Source organism: Bacteroidia bacterium (assembly GCA_023228875.1).
Taxonomy (GTDB): Bacteria; Bacteroidota; Bacteroidia; order NS11-12g; family UBA955; genus JALOAG01.
Window position 1 is genome coordinate 1 of record JALOAG010000011.1, and the last position, 17,182, is coordinate 17,182.

At 36.1% G+C, this 17,182-nt stretch carries 28 protein-coding genes and 1 tRNA gene; all 29 read left to right on the forward strand.

All coding sequences use genetic code 11. From position 1 onward, the window contains the following. Window positions 1-171 precede the first annotated feature (171 nt). The 29 genes from M0R38_10005 (at window position 172) to M0R38_10145 (ending at window position 17,175) form a co-directional block, all read left to right on the forward strand. Window positions 172-978 (forward strand): hypothetical protein, encoded by an 807-nt coding sequence (locus M0R38_10005; protein ID MCK9482076.1) that lies wholly within the window; start codon window positions 172-174, stop codon window positions 976-978. Window positions 979-1,072: 94 nt separating this feature from the next. Then, window positions 1,073-1,375 (forward strand): hypothetical protein, encoded by a 303-nt coding sequence (locus tag M0R38_10010; protein ID MCK9482077.1) that lies wholly within the window; start codon window positions 1,073-1,075, stop codon window positions 1,373-1,375. Between the two features lie 119 nt (window positions 1,376-1,494). Further along, window positions 1,495-1,737: a hypothetical protein gene (locus M0R38_10015; protein MCK9482078.1), complete on the forward strand. Its 243-nt coding sequence runs from the start codon at window positions 1,495-1,497 to the stop codon at window positions 1,735-1,737. Further along, window positions 1,715-2,065, forward strand: coding sequence for a hypothetical protein (locus tag M0R38_10020; protein ID MCK9482079.1), 351 nt, complete (start codon window positions 1,715-1,717; stop codon window positions 2,063-2,065). Before M0R38_10015 ends, M0R38_10020 begins: the two co-directional genes overlap by 23 nt. A gap of 114 nt (window positions 2,066-2,179) precedes the next feature. Further along, window positions 2,180-2,254, forward strand: a tRNA-Ile gene (locus M0R38_10025). Between the two features lie 19 nt (window positions 2,255-2,273). After that, on the forward strand, window positions 2,274-2,789 hold the full coding sequence (locus M0R38_10030; protein ID MCK9482080.1) for a hypothetical protein: 516 nt from the start codon (window positions 2,274-2,276) through the stop codon (window positions 2,787-2,789). A gap of 350 nt (window positions 2,790-3,139) precedes the next feature. Continuing rightward, the gene (locus M0R38_10035) at window positions 3,140-3,361 is read left to right on the forward strand and encodes a hypothetical protein (protein MCK9482081.1); all 222 of its coding nucleotides are present in this window, start codon (window positions 3,140-3,142) and stop codon (window positions 3,359-3,361) included. A 2-nt stretch (window positions 3,362-3,363) separates the two neighbouring features. Then, entirely contained in the window at window positions 3,364-4,494 is a 1,131-nt protein-coding gene (locus M0R38_10040) for a hypothetical protein (protein ID MCK9482082.1), read from the forward strand. Further along, complete coding sequence (locus M0R38_10045; protein ID MCK9482083.1) at window positions 4,473-5,015, forward strand: hypothetical protein; 543 nt, start codon at window positions 4,473-4,475, stop codon at window positions 5,013-5,015. The genes M0R38_10040 and M0R38_10045 overlap by 22 nt, the downstream gene beginning before the upstream one ends. A gap of 177 nt (window positions 5,016-5,192) precedes the next feature. Next, entirely contained in the window at window positions 5,193-5,696 is a 504-nt protein-coding gene (locus tag M0R38_10050; protein ID MCK9482084.1) for a hypothetical protein, read from the forward strand. A gap of 80 nt (window positions 5,697-5,776) precedes the next feature. Beyond that, window positions 5,777-6,391, forward strand: coding sequence for a hypothetical protein (locus M0R38_10055; protein ID MCK9482085.1), 615 nt, complete (start codon window positions 5,777-5,779; stop codon window positions 6,389-6,391). Window positions 6,392-6,406: 15 nt separating this feature from the next. Then, entirely contained in the window at window positions 6,407-6,673 is a 267-nt protein-coding gene (locus M0R38_10060; protein MCK9482086.1) for a hypothetical protein, read from the forward strand. 26 nt (window positions 6,674-6,699) lie between these two features. Continuing rightward, the gene (locus tag M0R38_10065; GenBank protein MCK9482087.1) at window positions 6,700-6,996 is read left to right on the forward strand and encodes a hypothetical protein; all 297 of its coding nucleotides are present in this window, start codon (window positions 6,700-6,702) and stop codon (window positions 6,994-6,996) included. Next, entirely contained in the window at window positions 6,993-7,349 is a 357-nt protein-coding gene (locus M0R38_10070) for a hypothetical protein (GenBank protein ID MCK9482088.1), read from the forward strand. The genes M0R38_10065 and M0R38_10070 overlap by 4 nt, the downstream gene beginning before the upstream one ends. After that, a complete protein-coding gene (locus tag M0R38_10075) occupies window positions 7,346-7,594 on the forward strand; it encodes a hypothetical protein (protein MCK9482089.1) in 249 nt (82 codons plus the stop codon). Before M0R38_10070 ends, M0R38_10075 begins: the two co-directional genes overlap by 4 nt. A 103-nt stretch (window positions 7,595-7,697) precedes the next feature. Further along, window positions 7,698-7,883, forward strand: coding sequence for a hypothetical protein (locus M0R38_10080; GenBank protein ID MCK9482090.1), 186 nt, complete (start codon window positions 7,698-7,700; stop codon window positions 7,881-7,883). A gap of 1 nt (window position 7,884) precedes the next feature. Then, on the forward strand, window positions 7,885-8,181 hold the full coding sequence (locus M0R38_10085; GenBank protein ID MCK9482091.1) for a hypothetical protein: 297 nt from the start codon (window positions 7,885-7,887) through the stop codon (window positions 8,179-8,181). 19 nt (window positions 8,182-8,200) lie between these two features. After that, a complete protein-coding gene (locus M0R38_10090) occupies window positions 8,201-8,521 on the forward strand; it encodes a hypothetical protein (protein ID MCK9482092.1) in 321 nt (106 codons plus the stop codon). Then, complete coding sequence (locus M0R38_10095) at window positions 8,518-8,790, forward strand: hypothetical protein (protein ID MCK9482093.1); 273 nt, start codon at window positions 8,518-8,520, stop codon at window positions 8,788-8,790. The genes M0R38_10090 and M0R38_10095 overlap by 4 nt, the downstream gene beginning before the upstream one ends. Before the next feature lie 51 nt (window positions 8,791-8,841). After that, window positions 8,842-9,249: a YopX family protein gene (locus tag M0R38_10100; GenBank protein MCK9482094.1), complete on the forward strand. Its 408-nt coding sequence runs from the start codon at window positions 8,842-8,844 to the stop codon at window positions 9,247-9,249. Then, entirely contained in the window at window positions 9,246-9,515 is a 270-nt protein-coding gene (locus M0R38_10105; GenBank protein MCK9482095.1) for a hypothetical protein, read from the forward strand. The genes M0R38_10100 and M0R38_10105 overlap by 4 nt, the downstream gene beginning before the upstream one ends. Next, window positions 9,499-9,975: a hypothetical protein gene (locus M0R38_10110; GenBank protein MCK9482096.1), complete on the forward strand. Its 477-nt coding sequence runs from the start codon at window positions 9,499-9,501 to the stop codon at window positions 9,973-9,975. The genes M0R38_10105 and M0R38_10110 overlap by 17 nt, the downstream gene beginning before the upstream one ends. 12 nt (window positions 9,976-9,987) lie before the next feature. Next, the gene (locus M0R38_10115) at window positions 9,988-10,179 is read left to right on the forward strand and encodes a hypothetical protein (protein ID MCK9482097.1); all 192 of its coding nucleotides are present in this window, start codon (window positions 9,988-9,990) and stop codon (window positions 10,177-10,179) included. Window positions 10,180-10,221: 42 nt separating this feature from the next. Further along, a complete protein-coding gene (locus tag M0R38_10120; GenBank protein ID MCK9482098.1) occupies window positions 10,222-10,554 on the forward strand; it encodes a hypothetical protein in 333 nt (110 codons plus the stop codon). Window positions 10,555-10,594: 40 nt separating this feature from the next. Continuing rightward, window positions 10,595-12,826 (forward strand): DUF5906 domain-containing protein, encoded by a 2,232-nt coding sequence (locus M0R38_10125; GenBank protein MCK9482099.1) that lies wholly within the window; start codon window positions 10,595-10,597, stop codon window positions 12,824-12,826. Then, window positions 12,826-13,383, forward strand: coding sequence for a hypothetical protein (locus M0R38_10130; GenBank protein ID MCK9482100.1), 558 nt, complete (start codon window positions 12,826-12,828; stop codon window positions 13,381-13,383). Before M0R38_10125 ends, M0R38_10130 begins: the two co-directional genes overlap by 1 nt. A gap of 43 nt (window positions 13,384-13,426) precedes the next feature. Beyond that, window positions 13,427-13,945: a hypothetical protein gene (locus M0R38_10135; GenBank protein ID MCK9482101.1), complete on the forward strand. Its 519-nt coding sequence runs from the start codon at window positions 13,427-13,429 to the stop codon at window positions 13,943-13,945. A gap of 494 nt (window positions 13,946-14,439) precedes the next feature. Next, the gene (locus tag M0R38_10140; protein MCK9482102.1) at window positions 14,440-15,510 is read left to right on the forward strand and encodes a hypothetical protein; all 1,071 of its coding nucleotides are present in this window, start codon (window positions 14,440-14,442) and stop codon (window positions 15,508-15,510) included. 45 nt (window positions 15,511-15,555) lie between these two features. Next, window positions 15,556-17,175 carry a DUF1073 domain-containing protein gene (locus M0R38_10145; GenBank protein MCK9482103.1) on the forward strand — a complete coding sequence of 540 codons (1,620 nt, stop codon included), beginning with the start codon at window positions 15,556-15,558 and terminating at the stop codon, window positions 17,173-17,175. The last annotated feature ends 7 nt before the right edge of the window (window positions 17,176-17,182 follow it).

Here is a 17,182-nt window from a genome sequence, read left to right on the forward strand (position 1 = left end):
ATGGGAAGAATAAAATGAAAATTCGGATCTTAAAGAAAAGTAAAGATAATTTAAATGTTTATACAGTAAAAAATAGTAATATCTCTTATGAAGAATTAGAAGAGTTATTAAATACTTATGACAAAGTAATAATGCCTCTTTTTTTACTGGGGTGACAGAGGTGTTCATTCCTTGCCTGAGAACTTTGGGAATTTAGAAGTAGAGAGCCATTTATATTTAGGGGACAATCAACTTGCCTCTTTGCCAGAAAGTTTTGGTAATTTAGAAGTGGGGCACAGTTTGGATTTATCTTTCAACGAACTCACTTCTTTGCCTGAAAGTTTTCGTAATTTAAAAGTGGGGAGAAAATTATGGTTACAAAGCAACCCTTGGATAATAAACGCTGACTTCGTTAATTTTTGCGAAAAATATGAAGGGGAATTAGTTTTGGGTAAAAAATTAGAAAAGGATATAACAACATTTTTAAAACGACAAAAGAAATTAGAGGAATGGGAAGAACCAAGTACAGATAAACATCGCCTCGGTGGATCTTTATCAGACTATAAAGAAGACATTGACAGTAGTATAAATGACGCGGTTAAGACCAATTCTTTTACGCCATATACAGCGGGTTATATTCTTGAAGACGGCTCATTATTGGTTATGGATGAATATCACGGTGAAGTAAAGTTAAGAGAGTTTTATCCTGAGTACTCAAATACACACCCGGAGGAGGACACGTGCGTTAGATTATATGGCAGACCCAATGAAGCGCAGTATAAAAGATTAGAAGAGATTATTGATTACTACTTGGATCATGAGAGCTATTGTAAAGTAGAGGTTTGGGACAAGCCCCTCGGCACATATAGTTTCTATGAGGTATACAGTTTATATGAAGGTGCTTGTAAATATACTACATGGGATGAAAAGATAGGAAATTGGACAGGCTATAAGTTAGTTCAGATTATTAAAAATTATTTTGCGTTTGGGGCGAAATAAAAACATTTAGTAAAAGAAACAACTATATTGCTTGACCTTTGACAAGTTTCATTGTATAATTAGTATATAGAATAAAAGGAGGAGGTCATTCAACATGAACCACAAACAAAAACACAAAGTTGGTTTAGCTATTGAAGCAGTCATCAACATCATGAACAGCGAGAAAGACGCTGGATTAGCAACCGGGGAGATTGCTCGAACACTTCCAACGGGCGTAGTACACACCGAATTTGAAGAAGAAAAGTTAGAGTTATTACTAAAATTACTTTATGTGATCAACGATAACGAATTGTTCTCAGAACAACAACGTTGGAACGAGATTCTCGATGATGTTATTAGTCAAGACTATGACAGATATAGTCAATATCTCACCGAAGATTTCTTGTACAGCTTCTAACAAGATCTAAACGCGTTGGAAGTAAATTGAGAAGTGGCCAGATGCGTCAACCCCCACTCAATTTACTTCTAACTTCTTAAGAAAGGCAGCCAAATAATTCAGGAAAGGAAAGTAATTTTATGTTAGTCAGCGTCTATGATTTTTTAAAGAACCTAAAAGAGTCCGTACCCCAACATGTGTGGATCGAGCTAAATGAGGGGAACGAGACCATCGGTGAATTTTATATTAATGAAGAAATAAGTGAAGGTTGGAAAGAATATGAACTGATGGAGATAAGACGCATGCGTCTACGAGGTGTCCCGGTTTATATGCTTGAGGTTAAAAAAGAGGATAAAAATGATGGGAAAAAAGAAAGAATATAGAGCATACAAAAAACTCGTGCGACGTTTTCGCCGCCGACTTAAAAAGCTCGCAGCAAAAACAAACCCCTACAGTTTTGAATATGCGACCGAATGGTTATTTGAATTTTTATTATTTATGGAAGAATATTATTCCGCAGGTAACAATGTTCACGGAATAGAGCGCGGAGACTATGACCGGTTGGTTGGTATAAGAAAAGCAATTAGTTATTATAATGACTGGTACAACAACGATCACGAGGATGCGAAAATTGCAGAGATAATAGCAAGAATTGCTCGTGACAATTTTTGGAAAACTATTGCAAAAGAAAGTGACTACTGGTGGGATTAATAAAGAAAATAATAATTTTATCAACAAAGATAGAAACTTCTTTATAAATAGATTATAATATAAGAGACAAGAGGATCTAGACAAGCGGCGAATTATAAGGATAACATATAAAACGGACCTTTAGCTCAAAGGTAGAGCACCCCGCTCATAACGGGTCGGTTACAGGTTCAACCCCTGTAGGGTCCACCAAAAAAAAAAGGAGAAATGTATGAGTAGTTCTAAAAGACAAGAAATGATAGAAGACGTGAGAGAACATGGGCCAGAAGCAATAATTCGGTTGTATATTCATGACTTAGACGCCGAAGACTTATTTAGAGCATTCGCTATTGCCACTACGCAACAGCTAAGCGATGATGATTATGAAGCACTTATTGAAGAAATAGTGGATATTTTCGACGACGAAGACGAAGAGGAGTTACTCGGCTTAGATCATGCTGCTGATATAAAAGGATGCGACAGTCATTATACGGAGTTCGATGAAGTAATTGCTGACGTACACCGTCACGTCGAGGAGCGTGACGATTCAGGTCATCCACACGTCGATGATATTATTATTGAAGCGTTAGAAATGTATCCAGCGTTTGAAGATAAGAAGCATTTATTAGAGATGAATGGTGGCGAACGCGAATGGCGTAATTTCCGCTTAGAAGTCAAAAAGGCGCTGCGGCGTTTAAAATTACCATATACGGATGAACGCGACGAGCAAGTGAAGTTTGAAGATTAAAAAGCGAGCGACAATCACAAAGATGATTATTATATTTTAGCCAATCACGGATACCGTGCCGTTAGTTATGAGCAGGCGCTCAAACACGGTGAAACATACGGCCTCGCTCAAGTATTCCGTGTCAATAAAAAAGAGTTTAATTCATTAGTTAGACAAGGTAAAGCTGCATTTGTACGAAATCCGAACGAATGGGCGTTTAACCGATTACACCGGGAGCGCAAAACAAAAGCAATGGATTCGAAGTTAGATGACGCGATGAGCATCGGCGCACAACTTGCACAAGCCGTGTTGCCATCAGCAGAAGCTGGTTCAATCCTTGTAGGATCCACCAAAAAAAAAAGGAGAAATGTATGAGTAGTTCTAAAAGACGAGAAATGATAGAAGACGTGAGAGAATATGGCCCTGAGGTTATAATTCGGGAACATATTCACGACTTTGATGCCGGGGATTTATTTAGAGCATTCGTGATTGCCACTACACAACGGTTAAGCGATGATGATTATGAAGCACTTATTGAAGAAATAGTGGCCATTTTCGACGACGAAGACGAAGACGAAGGATTTGAGGAATAATTGTGGCACAAGAACGACGCATCATCAACACTGGAGTAAGCGATTCGTATTACGGGATTTTTGAAGCTGTCTTGGGCCAAATGTCGGATGGTATTTGGGAAAACTCTCGAGCCATGGAGCGATATTGGAAAGATGTCGATTTAAAAAAAGAAGGGGGTAAAGTTATTATAATTCTTCCTCCGACTTATAGATATGGTAATCCGTATAGTGACATGGAAGAGGATAAAATAAAAAGGTATTTTGCCCAAAAGATCAAACAAATAATCAAAGAAGAGATAAATGACGATGCTTTTCGAGACAAATCTTTAGGCTCTTTGGGGTGGTCACGTGCTAGTAACAGCTGGTCTGAATATATAGATGCACCTGTTAAAGATGCTTATAAAGTTTATGATATTTTGATGGGGCGTGACCGCACCGGCGACGAAAAAGTTTTATTAGACGCGCCTGAAATACATGATGAACTCAATCCAAAACTGTGGAAAAATGAACAATTAAAAGAAACCGTTATAAAACGGATAGCCAAAGTGGTAGACGCCTTTTATGACGAATTATATGATCTCGGCCTTGAAATTGAAGAATTGGATGTTGTTTTGTTAGGTTCAAATACAGCATATAATTATTACGAGGAAGGCAGCGACTTAGATATTCATATTATATTAAAAGGTAGCGAGCGAGACGCTGAACGAAAGTTACAAGAGGTTTTGTTTCAAGTCCTTGCGCGTAATTTTAATTTAAAATATAAAGTGGCTTTTTACGGTATACCTGTTGAGTTATATGTTGAATTAGATGAGTTTAACAAAAATGTTACCAGCGCATATAGTTTATATGATGGTTGGCTTCTTAAACCCAAACGCGTCACAAAAGAGGAATATGAAGAAAAATCTTTCGAGGACGAATTCAAAAAGTGGGAAAAGCGTTATAAAAGCGCTATTAAAGGCGATTTAAAAGAGATTTTAACCTTAATTGATGAAATATATGATTTGCGTAAGAAATCTCTTAAAAAGAGCGAATATGAAATTGGTAATCTCATCTTTAAGGAATTCCGCAAGTTGGGATATTTGGATGAGTTAAAAAATAAACAAAATGAATTGAAAGGAAAAAAAATATCATTATGGACGAAAAAAACAAATTAAACGCTGATTTTCTTAAAAAAGTCCACCGGCGGTCTCGTCATCAAGAACGGGTCGACGAAATCGGAAAACTGATTGCAGGGTACGTGCCCCGAGTAGAAAAAGTGTATTTAGATGAAGTAGGAAACTATACGTTTGTGGTAGTTGAATTTAAAGGAGGGGCGATTTCAGTAAGAAACGTGACCGCCAATTCATTCGTGGCAATTTTAGAAGAATTGGTAAAATTATTAAATGGTGGCTATTACCGCGAAGTGGAATATTATTTAGAAATGAAAAAGCACTACGGGGACGAAGATGAACCAAAAGCGCTCAAAGACATCCAATTCCGCCTGCGTGATTTAAAAGGAGAAAGCGGATACGCAATAGTAGTAACGAGTTATTTTAACAGCTACGGCAGAAACGCGTTTGTGAATAACGTAATAGCGGATTTAGAAGAGGCTCGTTATGTTCATCGATCACTGGAGCGTGCCGACCGCATTAGCTACACAATAATAGATCTCGAAACATTTGCTCCGATCTTTTAATAGATAGTAGAACGCCCGCCTCAGCAATAAACCGCAAGGGCGGGCGAGATACTAATTACCGAATATAGAATATTGAAAAACTTAACAAGAGCAAAATTACTTTATTAAATACTAAAGAGTAATTTTGTTTGAAATAGATTGCTCGATATTTTTAGTTAACACAAGAAAGGATTTGCAATGATTAAAATAAAATTCAAATTATTAGATAAACTAGCGGCACCAAAAGTGGGAGTCTATTTTGTTATAGTGAGCGGTACTTCGGAAAATCCAAAGTTTGAGATATTGGAACATTCTTCGTATTCGGACATGGTTAAAACTCGTTCCGAAACAATGATTGAACCTTATATATTCCATGCGCACGCGGCACCAGGATTAGGATTAAAAGGTGATCCCACTTCTTATATAAGAGGGCGTGTAATGTTGGTAAAGAATGAACATGAGCGGCAATTTAATACAGCACTTATTACTTTAAGTTCGTTGTTTTTTGATTTGTTTGAGGAGAAACATGTAAAAGAGATAATGAGTAAAATTATTGATCGCTTCGCTTTATATAGATTAAAAATTCAAGTAATGAAAGACGGTAATATCTATGTACCAGGCGCAGGATTAAATGAATTTGCTTCGGCCGATATTGCTTGGGCAAACGAAAACATTAATGGCTTTGATATTACAGATAAATAATTTTTTATTTACCTAAAAACTTGACTTTTGATCAAGAACATAGTATAATATAAATATAAGATATAAGAGAGGTAAATGTTATGAAACGCGAAGTTTATTATATTAAGAGAGATAATTTGGTTGTTGTTGAATTAGAAGTCGGGAAAGGATTGCCTCGCAAAGAGGTATTGCATTATAATACTGATACCGATCAATTAATTATTTCAGAAGCGTCGGAATATTTCCACATATGGCGGCACGATAAGTCGCTTCATTTATTGCTACAGGCGTTCGCCGATCGCGGTTGGATTAAACCCAAACATAAAGTAAAGAAGCAGAAAGAAAAGCATATCATTGAGTGGTCGATGAGTGTTGAAAACTTTTATAAAAAATTCGATGATAAATTAATTGAACTTATTACGAGTGAGCCGTCAGTTAATTCCGAGGGCGTTGTTGTTTTATCCTACAGCGAAACGGTTAATAATTTAGAAAACAAAACCGCGAGCCAAATTATGAGCCCCTCCCTAAAAACCTCGATCCGTGTGCTCGTAGGATCCGAAGAAAAAGAATTGGACGATTTTATTAATAATTACATAATTTTCAAAAAAGTAGAAACACGGGATGAAAAAATAAGTCCGTTATTAGAATTAACCAATAATGAAACGAACACTTCATTCAAACGCGCGATCAGTCAAGCGCGCAAGGCGCTAAGGTAAAGGGGGAGAGACACGATGGAAAAATTAAAAATGTGGAATTGGTTAGTAGATATGGGAATAGCGACGCAAGAAGAACTGGAACGCCTGGTCGACACAAGTGGTTACAGTTTAGAAAAGATGAACAATTTACTCTATGTTCGCACGGGTTACCACAGCCGTGAAGAAATGGACGAGAAAAAACAATTAGCAGGAATCATAAATGCAGATGAAATCATCGAGGCAGTCAGGGAGATTGCCTTGATTGTGGACAAAAAATTAAATTGGGGCGATGATGAAAAATAAAAAAATTATAGAAAGAGGTTCTTAAAATGACTGAAGAATTAAACATTAATGAACTATTAGCAGAACTCGCAGTCTATCGGTGGCGAGATAAAAAAGCAGTTATCTTAAAAGAATTAGACCTTAAATATGAAGCAAACCGCCCATTTACATTGATTGAAGTACTAAACATCAGCAAAGGAGCCGATGACTTAATAAACATCAGCAAAGAAAGTGATGACTTACTAAGTAAAGGTTATACGTTTGATGAAATCCTCAGAGCAATCAGAGAATGGGTTCAAGAACGCTTGGATGAAATCGAAAAGGAAAAGGAGGACAGAAAATGAGTAATCAAAGAAGATGTATTGTCTGTTTAAAAGAACATAATGAAGAATATGATAGATATTTTTGCTCTGAAAAGTGTAGCAAACGGTGGGAAAAAGTGCAATCCTGGTTAATCAACCAAACATTTAATTCCGACGATGGGGCTATTTGTCCGCTTTGTGAACATGAACACGATGCTGGTGATTTTACTGAATTATATGATGAAAACATCGATGAATTTGAATGTGATAATTGCGGAAAGAAATTCAAAGTATCACCCAGTTTAAGTTGGTCATGGGAAACAACCCCAATGGAAGAAGACTACCCGGAATTAGAGGAAGATGAAATTAAAAAGGAAAAGGAGAATAAATTATGAATAAAGGGTTAGAAGCATTAGAAATATTAAATGATACGGCTCGTTTTGGAGAAGGTTATGGAAACATTGACAAACAAGCCTATTTAATTTTGAAAGAAGCCCTCGAACGCAACGAACCTATGAAACCGATTTACGAAAAAGATGGCACTCGTTCGTGTCCTTGTTGTAAGGGGAATTGGTTGACACCTAATTTCAAGTTTTGCAGTGATTGTGGACAAAAGTTAGATTGGGACGATGAGAGATGAAACCATACGAACTATCAGTTCTAATCAATGGCGAATTGGCATTTACTACTTCAGCATCCCGAGTATCAAAAGTTCGTAAAAGAAAGTGTAAAGGAGAAAGAAAATGACATTTAAAAAATTAAAAGAGTTAATTAACGAAGTAAAAAAAGAACTTCTGATTATAGATGGAGTAAATAGAAGATATATTTCGGCTTGGGAAGATGGGTATTATGATGGAGCATCTGCGGCTTATAGAAATATATTAATTGGTCTTGAAGAAATAGTAAAAGACGAAATGAATGAGAAATAATATGAGTAAAACGGATTTATTTATTAGCGAGTTGTTGTCTAATTACGAAACAAGAGAAATTAGTGAGACCCATTATCGAGCCCTACTTGCAAAGAACGAGGGTTATACTCAACAATATATTAAGGATTTAGATATTTACCATAATGTATCGAGTCAACCGTTTCCCTTATTCAAAGTTATAGTTTTGATTGATCATCGCATAAGCACTAACTATGATGGTGGGTATAACGACTATCTGGAAATTGTTTTCAAACATAAAGGAAAATATTACTACTGCGATTTAAGCGAAGACATATAGAAAGGAAAATAAATAAATTATGAATAAAGAATTAGAAGCTCTACAAAAACTGCGTGATTTAGTCGAATACTTGACTAGAATTGATTATGCACCAACTGATTTAAGAAATGAAGTCAAAGAATTGCTTATCAAAAGTTATAAAGATAGTAATGGTTATTTCTCACAGATTGAAGAAGCACTTAAACGTAATGAACCGATGAAAGTTGACTTAGAAACTATCGTATCTCTTAGTTTTGGCGATTTTTATAACTGCCCCAAATGTGGGGAAGCGGTTATAGGAACATATTATAACTATTGTTTCTATTGTGGACAAAAATTAAACTGGAGTGATGACAAATGACAAGTAAAGAAGCGTTGGAAAGATTAAAGTTTATAGCAGATAAAGAATTAAACATAGGCTTTAAAAGTTATGACGATTTACAAGAGTTTTGGAATTATAAAGAGCCTTTAAAAGTTATAGAAAAATTAGTAGAAAGAGATACACCTATGATGCCTGTATCTGAAAGTATTGAATTGATATGTCCTAAATGTAGAGAAGAGCAACATACAAATACTGTTAAGTTTTGTAGCGAATGTGGGCAAAGATTAGACTGGAGTGATGAGGAATGAATAGTTATACATTTGAATTAATTGAGAAGAACATTATTAAGGAGAAATAAAATGAGAGATATTAAGTTTAGGGCAAAAGTGAAACATAATGGTTTCCATTACTTTGCAGGCGAATGGATTATTGGACACTATCACAAAAATAAAAACGGAGAACATCTTATTTTTGATAATGAAGAAAACTATATTGCAAATATTGGTGATTTTACAGCATATGAAGATGTGGAAATTGATGAAAGCACACTTGGTCAATACACAGGACTAAAAGACAAAAATGGTGTTAAGATTTACGAAGGTGACTTAATCAAAGAATATTGGCAAAAAGAACCCAGTGTCGTTGTTTACTTTGTTGGCGCTTTTGGTTTCTTTGATGCATATAATAATTTTCATCACCTTTCGACTACAAATGAATTAGCATCTGTCGTCGGCAACATTCACGATAAAGGAGGAAAAAGAAAATGAGTAAATCAATTTATGAAGAAGCAACAGATAAAAACATTATTACGAAACAAGTAGTAATCAACACATCAACGTCAGCACATTTATTACCTATTACAGCGGATGAAAAAGTCATCGATGAGATACAACAAGCTCTCAACGAACTAGAACGCCTTAAAAAGCAAGAGAGGTTATTACAGTTGTATAGACGCTTAGTAAATCAAAATCTACAAGTTAATTTACACATTTTAGAAAAAATAAAGGAGTTAGAAAATGAAATCGACTTATGAACAAGTAGCAGAAATGTTAAAGAAAAATAAAGAAGTTGAATTATATAAATTTGTTTTTACAATGTCTGGTAAATTAGATTTTTATACAGATAAAGTTTATAAAGCCGAAGATGGCGAAAAAATAACAAGACAAGTAACCCTTGCAAGTGTTATGGGTGTAAAATACAGATTAGACAAAATCAAGTGTATTGGAACCGCGGTGGTCAGGGGGAAATCATTTTTAGTTAAAGAAGACTTAGATGACTATGATGAACCTGTCGAAACTTTATATTTTGGTGATATTAACGAATATTCATTTTCAATCACAGAAGCAATGAAAGAAATATCAAATGATAAATCTAAGTTATATTTTTTAGGAAAAGATGGAAGTTTACTTGGGCTTAGTAACGAGGCAAAAAATAAAGATGGCATTGAATTGCTTTTATCAAAAGGGTTGATTAGTAAGTTGGAAGATAAATAAAGGAGTTAGAAAATGAATAAATACCATGTTAAGTTTTCTCATATGGTTCAATTACCAATTAGCAACCAAACCAATATACCTATCAAAATTATAGATGTAGATGATATATATCAAGTAGAACCTAATGTTAATATATTTACACTCATATATTCAAGGTTTAGTGTGATAGGCAGTATTACCGCTATAACGCTAAGTGATGAGTAATATCTATGATATATAAAGATTTAGAAAATAAAAATAAAAAGTTTGGGAGGACAAATAAATAGTTATATGGCAATTTTATCTTTTACAACAAAATATAGAGAAATATTTAAATTATTAGTGCTATTGGAAAAAAATAATATTCCTCATAGTTTTACTGTACGGGGCGACAGTAAGGGGTTTCAAATTAGAGTTTTACACGAAGAACAAAACATTATATCTGTAATTCAACACCGATACTCAGCAGGTGAGGAGAACGATTTATTAGAATTGATAGGCGGATCAAAGGCAAACGCCCGTGGCAATATTACCGCTAAAAAAGCGCTTGGTATAATTAGGCGCGAAATAAAACGATATAATGAATTGCTTGACCTTTAAGTAAGAATATGGTATAATATAAATGTAAAAGGAGTCTTATATGCGAGTAAAAGTAAATGAAGAAAACACCCTGTTAAATGTCGAAACCCGTCTAAGTAATTCGGAAAGTCTGCTTGTTGAATTAGAGGCGCCTTTGGCTGTTGTGATCACCCGTAGGGAAAATAAAAACTTATATGATCTCACAGAGTGTGTGGGACGCGACAAAGAAAATTATTATTATTTCTTTCAAGCAGCGTTACACGTGGGTCAAAACCACGGCCGAGGTTTTTTTATCGACAAACAATATTGCGCACTACATTTAAAAGGTAGTGCGGTTATGGACCCCAAAACAGCACCTGCCCAGTTGCAGGATTTACCGGTCTTTCCGCGCGATTTGTTGAAACAAAAAGAAGAAAACAAGGATGATCAACCCGATGATTTGGCACAGGAGTATTTATCGGAGTATACATTCAAGCGATATAATAATACTTTTTATTATTTTAATCCTGAATTGCAAAAATGGATTGAACTTAATATTAAAGACTATGATACGTTTAATATTATGTTATCGATGAAAACGAAAAAATATTCACAGCGATTTAAACGCGCAATTATGGACTCGCTCATCCCTTACTTGTATGATCCGAAATACGTCGAAGTAATTGAAGAATTAGACAGCAATTTATTATTATTCAAAAATAAACGCGTGCTTGATTTAAATACGATGACATCTCGACCCTTCAGTGCCGATGATTTTATATTTCACACTATTGATGCTAATTGGTATGATGATGATAGCAAAGAATATAAAAAACTTAAACCAAACGCGTTTCTCGAGGCACTTTTAAAAGGTGTGAGTGGGGTACGTAAAGACGACACAACCGATGTTTGGGCCCTTCAACGCTATGACGACTTATTATCCTATATTGGTTATACTTTAACGAACGAGCGGAAAGAGGCAAGTACGCTGATTATGTTCGGTACTGGGCGCAATGGTAAAACCACGTTAGCGCGATTGATATATGATTTAAAAGCAAGTTCATTCTCTATGGAATTACAAACCTTTTTAAACGATACTCATTATTCGGCCGGTTTTTATAACAAACGCATGTTGTTTTTCGACGAATTACAAAGTGGCGCGGTTGATGAGCGTTTTATCGGTAAATTCAAAGCCTTGACAGGTAACGACGTATTAAATATTCGCCCGATGCAAAAGGAACCTTACGACGTGAAAACAAACTTTGTTACTTATATTACGACGAATGCATTATCGTCGGAATTCTTTAAAGATAGGGCACTCACGCGCCGCATCAAAGTGTTAAATGCGACGAAACCGGCACCGGATTGGCCTGATACCCGAGCGGACTTCGGTGCAGGCGTGAGACAACAAGTAAACAAAGATTGGTTAGCGAATTATTGTATTCGTAAGTTTGCGAGCGAAGGTTTTGATATTAGTAAACTATTTATTTACGATATGAAAGACTGGGCCGTGCGCCACAACGCACCAATACGTGACTTATTGACAGCGTGGAAGAGCAGCGAATGGGCGGATTATCATGGCAACTTAAATAAGCCGCATGACGATCTGGTTCACCTATTAATGACCGCGAGCGGAGGAATTAAACAAATGGCGAGCGGGCGTTCTCTTGCTATTGAGCCTTCTACTCCGTATTTTGATGAACAAATGAACCTGTTTATGATAAACTTATTAAATCTCAAAAGTGCGCGCACCGAAGGAGGGTATGTTCGTTATGATGGTGACAGCCGCAAATTAAAAGCATCAGCCGCAATAGGGGATTATAAGTTAATTGGTATTGATCAGGATAAAAAATTACAAGATTTTATTTTAATATTTGAAAATGATGTTGAAAAATTGTACTGGCGTATAAATATGCGCCAAGAAATTAATATTAAATATGTTTTAGAAACCATTTTTGGTTGGAACGAGGCTGTTGATGGTAGCGACTGGTCCAAAACTCTTGTCGAACACATCACGAAGGGCACGCGTTTCAAGTTAGAAAATATTAATGGTAGCATCGTTATTTATAAACCTGTTCGAGACACAAGTCGGCGCATCGAAGGTTATCTTGATGTCGACGACAGCGAGATTGCTTATGAAGAGGTTTATAAACAAATTAAGAAGATTGCGCCGCAGTTGGTTAACGAACGCCGGGCAATATTGAATGCAAACACTGTTCTTCTGGATAATGATCATATTATGAAGTTATTAAAAATAATTAATGTTGATTATGCAATTTACGAAAGCAACCTTAACGAGGACGAGACAGAATAATGGGGCGAATGCGACTTATTTTTGTTAATTTTTTAGATCGATATTTTTACGATCTTGATCATCTTTTTAGGTATATGCAGGCTAATAACATAGGTTTTCGTGACGAAGGAATGTTTGCAGAGCTTGATTATACACGCGAGGAATTTACCAAAGTATTCAATAAGAGAAGAATACTTTTACCAAACAAAGAGAAACTAAAATGGGAAAAATTATCAAGAAAAGAAGCGAAACGATTAGCGATGTTAAGCCGTACCGATTGGGGTTATCAGCGGATGTCGCCGACGCTCCAGTTAAAGGACCCAGTATTTGATCAACTATTAAAACTCGGCGAAAATAGATATATTTGGTATTTGCCCGGCGCTAACTGGGGCTGGAATGTAATAGCTATTTTCAGCGAAATCGGAATGATTAAATGGTTAGATAGCAGTTGGAAATTAGATTATAGAATAAAATATGGGATTGATGGGGAGGCTCTTTGTGATAAATTGTATGATAAAGTTATTATGCGCAGCTCGCAAGGATTGCTATTTGCTTCGCTCGAAGTAAAATATAAGTAGTTTTTTCTTATTAAATATCCTATAATTAATTTAAGAGGTGAATATGACAAAATATAAACAACAAGCACAGACATTTGATGCAGTAGACAATTATTTACAAGAAAGAGATATTCATGGTTACACTGATCATATTTTATCTATCTTGGGTGGTAAACCAAATATCTGGGTTGAACGTATAATGAATGAGGCCGCTGACCGCGAACCGTCTTTGTATTTGGGTTGGGAAGAAAATTATATTTATGATATGTTAGTATTATTTTCGGAGTATGAAAATCTGGATTTAGAAGACGTAGACGAACTAGTAGATATTTATAAGCGGTCGCTGCGTGTTGAGGTCCCTAGCGATTATTATTTTTTAAATGTAGAAACAAACCCGGAGTTTATAAAAGAAATTAAAGAACGGTGGCCAGAAATCGTATTAAAAAATAATAAGGTCACCGGTGATAAGGAAACATTATTAGGTGTTCTCCGTTGGTTACAGTTGGTTGATGATGAAAATTATTACGGTGATGTATATGATACCGATGATAAATTAGAACGCGCATTTATTAAACAAATATAATTATTATTCTTGACATTTTATCAATTATATATTATAATTAATATATAAGATAAATATTAATTGTCTATCTTATAAAAGGCAATATACCGTTCACCACCAAAAGACACTTGCCGTAATTGTAATAAGAGTGGTCTTAAATTATGAGAACGAGTGTCCAAAAATTACTCCCGCGGAGCTTGGGTTGAATGAAGTTCAACCGCATGAACGCGGGATCCGCTCCCTCATCCGATGGAGCGGGTCTATCAACTATTCGGCATATTGTCGTAGATCGTCTGATAATTATCGCCCGCTACCAAAAGACACTTGCCGTAATTGTAATAAGAGTAGCCTTAAGTTACGAGAACGAGTGTCCTAAAAATCACCACACGTGTGAGGTTGGAAGCACCAACGGAGATGCGTGGTCAGCTCCATCATCCGCTGGAGCTGGTCTATCAACCATTCGATAATTATCAGACGACCAAATATTATTTGTTTTAAAAGAAAAGGGGAATGTTATGAGTTCTAAAAGATTTAAAGATTTACCAGAGTTTGTTAAAAAAGGCGAATTTTGTGTGACGTTACCTAACACGAAGTATCCGTATGATCCGTTTAAGCAACTAAGAATAAGTGCTTTGGATCCTTTTTATTCTTTTAAACACGTGAGTAATGTGATTGAAGAAAACCCTAGCTGGACTTTGGGTTTAAAAGTCGGGAGCGCAAACATATCGGCGATCGATATCGACAATTGTTTGACCGACGGGCATATAAGCATGCTGGCATTAAATATTATAAACGAGCTCGGGGCATATGCAGAACTTTCGCCGAGTATGACCGGTATAAGAATTTTATTTAAGACCGATACACCGTTTGATATCAAGCGATATTATGTAAAGAACAGTGCTTTGGGTATTGAATATTATGACGCCAAACATTGTTTAATAAGCGGCGCCCGCATGGTGCGCCTGACGGGGCACTTTTTGTATAAAGGTGAAGCGAAAGTTGACGCGTCAAACTTTTTAGAAAAATATATGAAACGCCCACGTTTAACCCAGGTCACAAGTGAACTCGATGATGTAGAATTTAACGAAAATCGTGCACGGGTTATAAGTTACTTAGTTAATGTATTGCCGGATTTTTATGAGTTTAATAGTCGCAATATTGATTATCTTTCGGAGTCGGAATGGGATTTATTGATATTAAATAAGATAGCCGAATATACTGATGCTTTCCAAGAAATCGAATATGCTTTTAAAAACAGTCGTTATTATTTGACGAAAGATAAAATGCACCTTAAAAAATGGAACAATCAGCGGTATGTTGCTGGTACTTGGTTAAGAGTTACAAGCAGTGAGCCTCATACACTTTTACAAGAGTGGGTGAAAGATATTCCTGAAACCTTAGAAGCAAAAGAACCATTAACAGCTGCGTTAGTTCGGGTTTTGGAAGAGATTGGTATTATAAAAACTTCGAATAAATCCGCAGTAGATAAAAATATTGAGACCGAAGAAATGATAAAAGCACTTATTTACGCAGCGGAAATTGGTATAACCGCGAGAGTGTGGCGTAACATGCGTGGGAAACTATAGATATTTATTTAAAAATGAATTATAATTAAATAATAAGGAGCAAAAATGAACTACGAACAATATATTCAAGAAATCGCAAAAATAGCAAAAATGGAACCATCCAATTTATTCGCTATGCCTATTGATGATTTTGCCAAAGTTTTGCAGGACAGTAATCAAGAATATATTACTGCTCGCCAATTACACTATAAAAAAGAAATCGAAGACTTGAAAGAAGAGGGTAGCGAAAAAAGCCTTGGCAAGATGCGGCGTTTACAAGACGCCTACGACAACGCGGCGATGATGATTGGTCGCAGCGACGCCTTTTCCTCTTTTGATTCTTATGATATAAACGGCATGCTCTATAACTGGTATTTATGGACAGCGCTGTACGTGAGTAGTTGGGTATTTGCACGTGCGATTGATCGACCAGCAACGGATATGATTCGTGCCGGTTGGAAAATTGTTCCGGAATTGAAAGAAGATAAATTAGAAATAAAAAATGAAACTGGAAAAATAGTTATCCAAAATATTCGTTTTGATCACTCGTTATTTAATACAAAAATGCGCGAAATGATTCAACCAATCATTCAAGCTTTGAAATGGTCACGTCTTTATGGTGGAGCAATTTGTTGCTTATTAACCGAAGAAGAAGATGTTACTGAATATGAAAAACCGTTAGAAAAATTAGAAAAAGGCAAACCCTTTCGCTTGCTGCCAGCTGACCGTTGGCAGCAAGTTTTTCCGTCAGCCAATATGGTAACGGACGTTAAAAGTATTGATTATAATACACCCGAGTATTATTCGGTGAGGACGGATGCAGGATCATTTCGTTTTCACCACACGCGTGTGCTGCGTTTCGCAAACGGCGCGGCCCCAGAATTAATCAGCCGTATGTTAATGGGTTGGGGTATTCCCGACGGGGTGAGACTCTTTAACGAAATAAACCGCGACGAAAAAATTAAAAATATGATCACAAGTGCGCTCGCTAAGAACTCATTAGAAATTATTAAAATGGGTGGTATGAAACAATACATGAGTGATCAATTAACCCCGGAGATGGAGGCAGAGCTCGATAATAAACTAGCGATGATTAATCGTTATCGTTCTTTTAACTCGCTACTGTTTCTTGATAAAGACGATGATTACTCACGTCACGAGGGCGGCCCGATCGGGACTTTATCACAACTAATGGACACAAACTCGCGCTTTGTAGCAGGTGCCATACCGATGCCGCAAGTGTTATTATACGGTGACCAGCAGACAGGATTGAGTGGTAATTCTTTTGACGATTTATTATTATATGAAGACCATTTGATGAGTTTGCGGCATGAGCGATTAGAGGGATCTATTATAAAAGCCTCAAAATGGATATGCGATTATTTGGGTTATGAAACAGAATCAATTAGAGTAATATTTAATTCTTCTTTACCGGTACCCGAAAGCAAAAAAGTTGAAAACACCAATGCTCATTTTGAGATGTGGAAAACAGCACTTGATATGGGTATTTATAAAAAATCAATGGTTTTAGAAGAAATAAGAAATAAGCGCGACGAGTTAGCAATTGGTGATTCTGTTACGGAAGAAATGGTTGAACAAATGCGTTTAGAAGAAGGTTTAGAAAAAGATTCTGAACCGGCTACTGAAGAAGAAAACGGCGAAGAGTTATTACCGCCGACAGAATAAAGAAAGG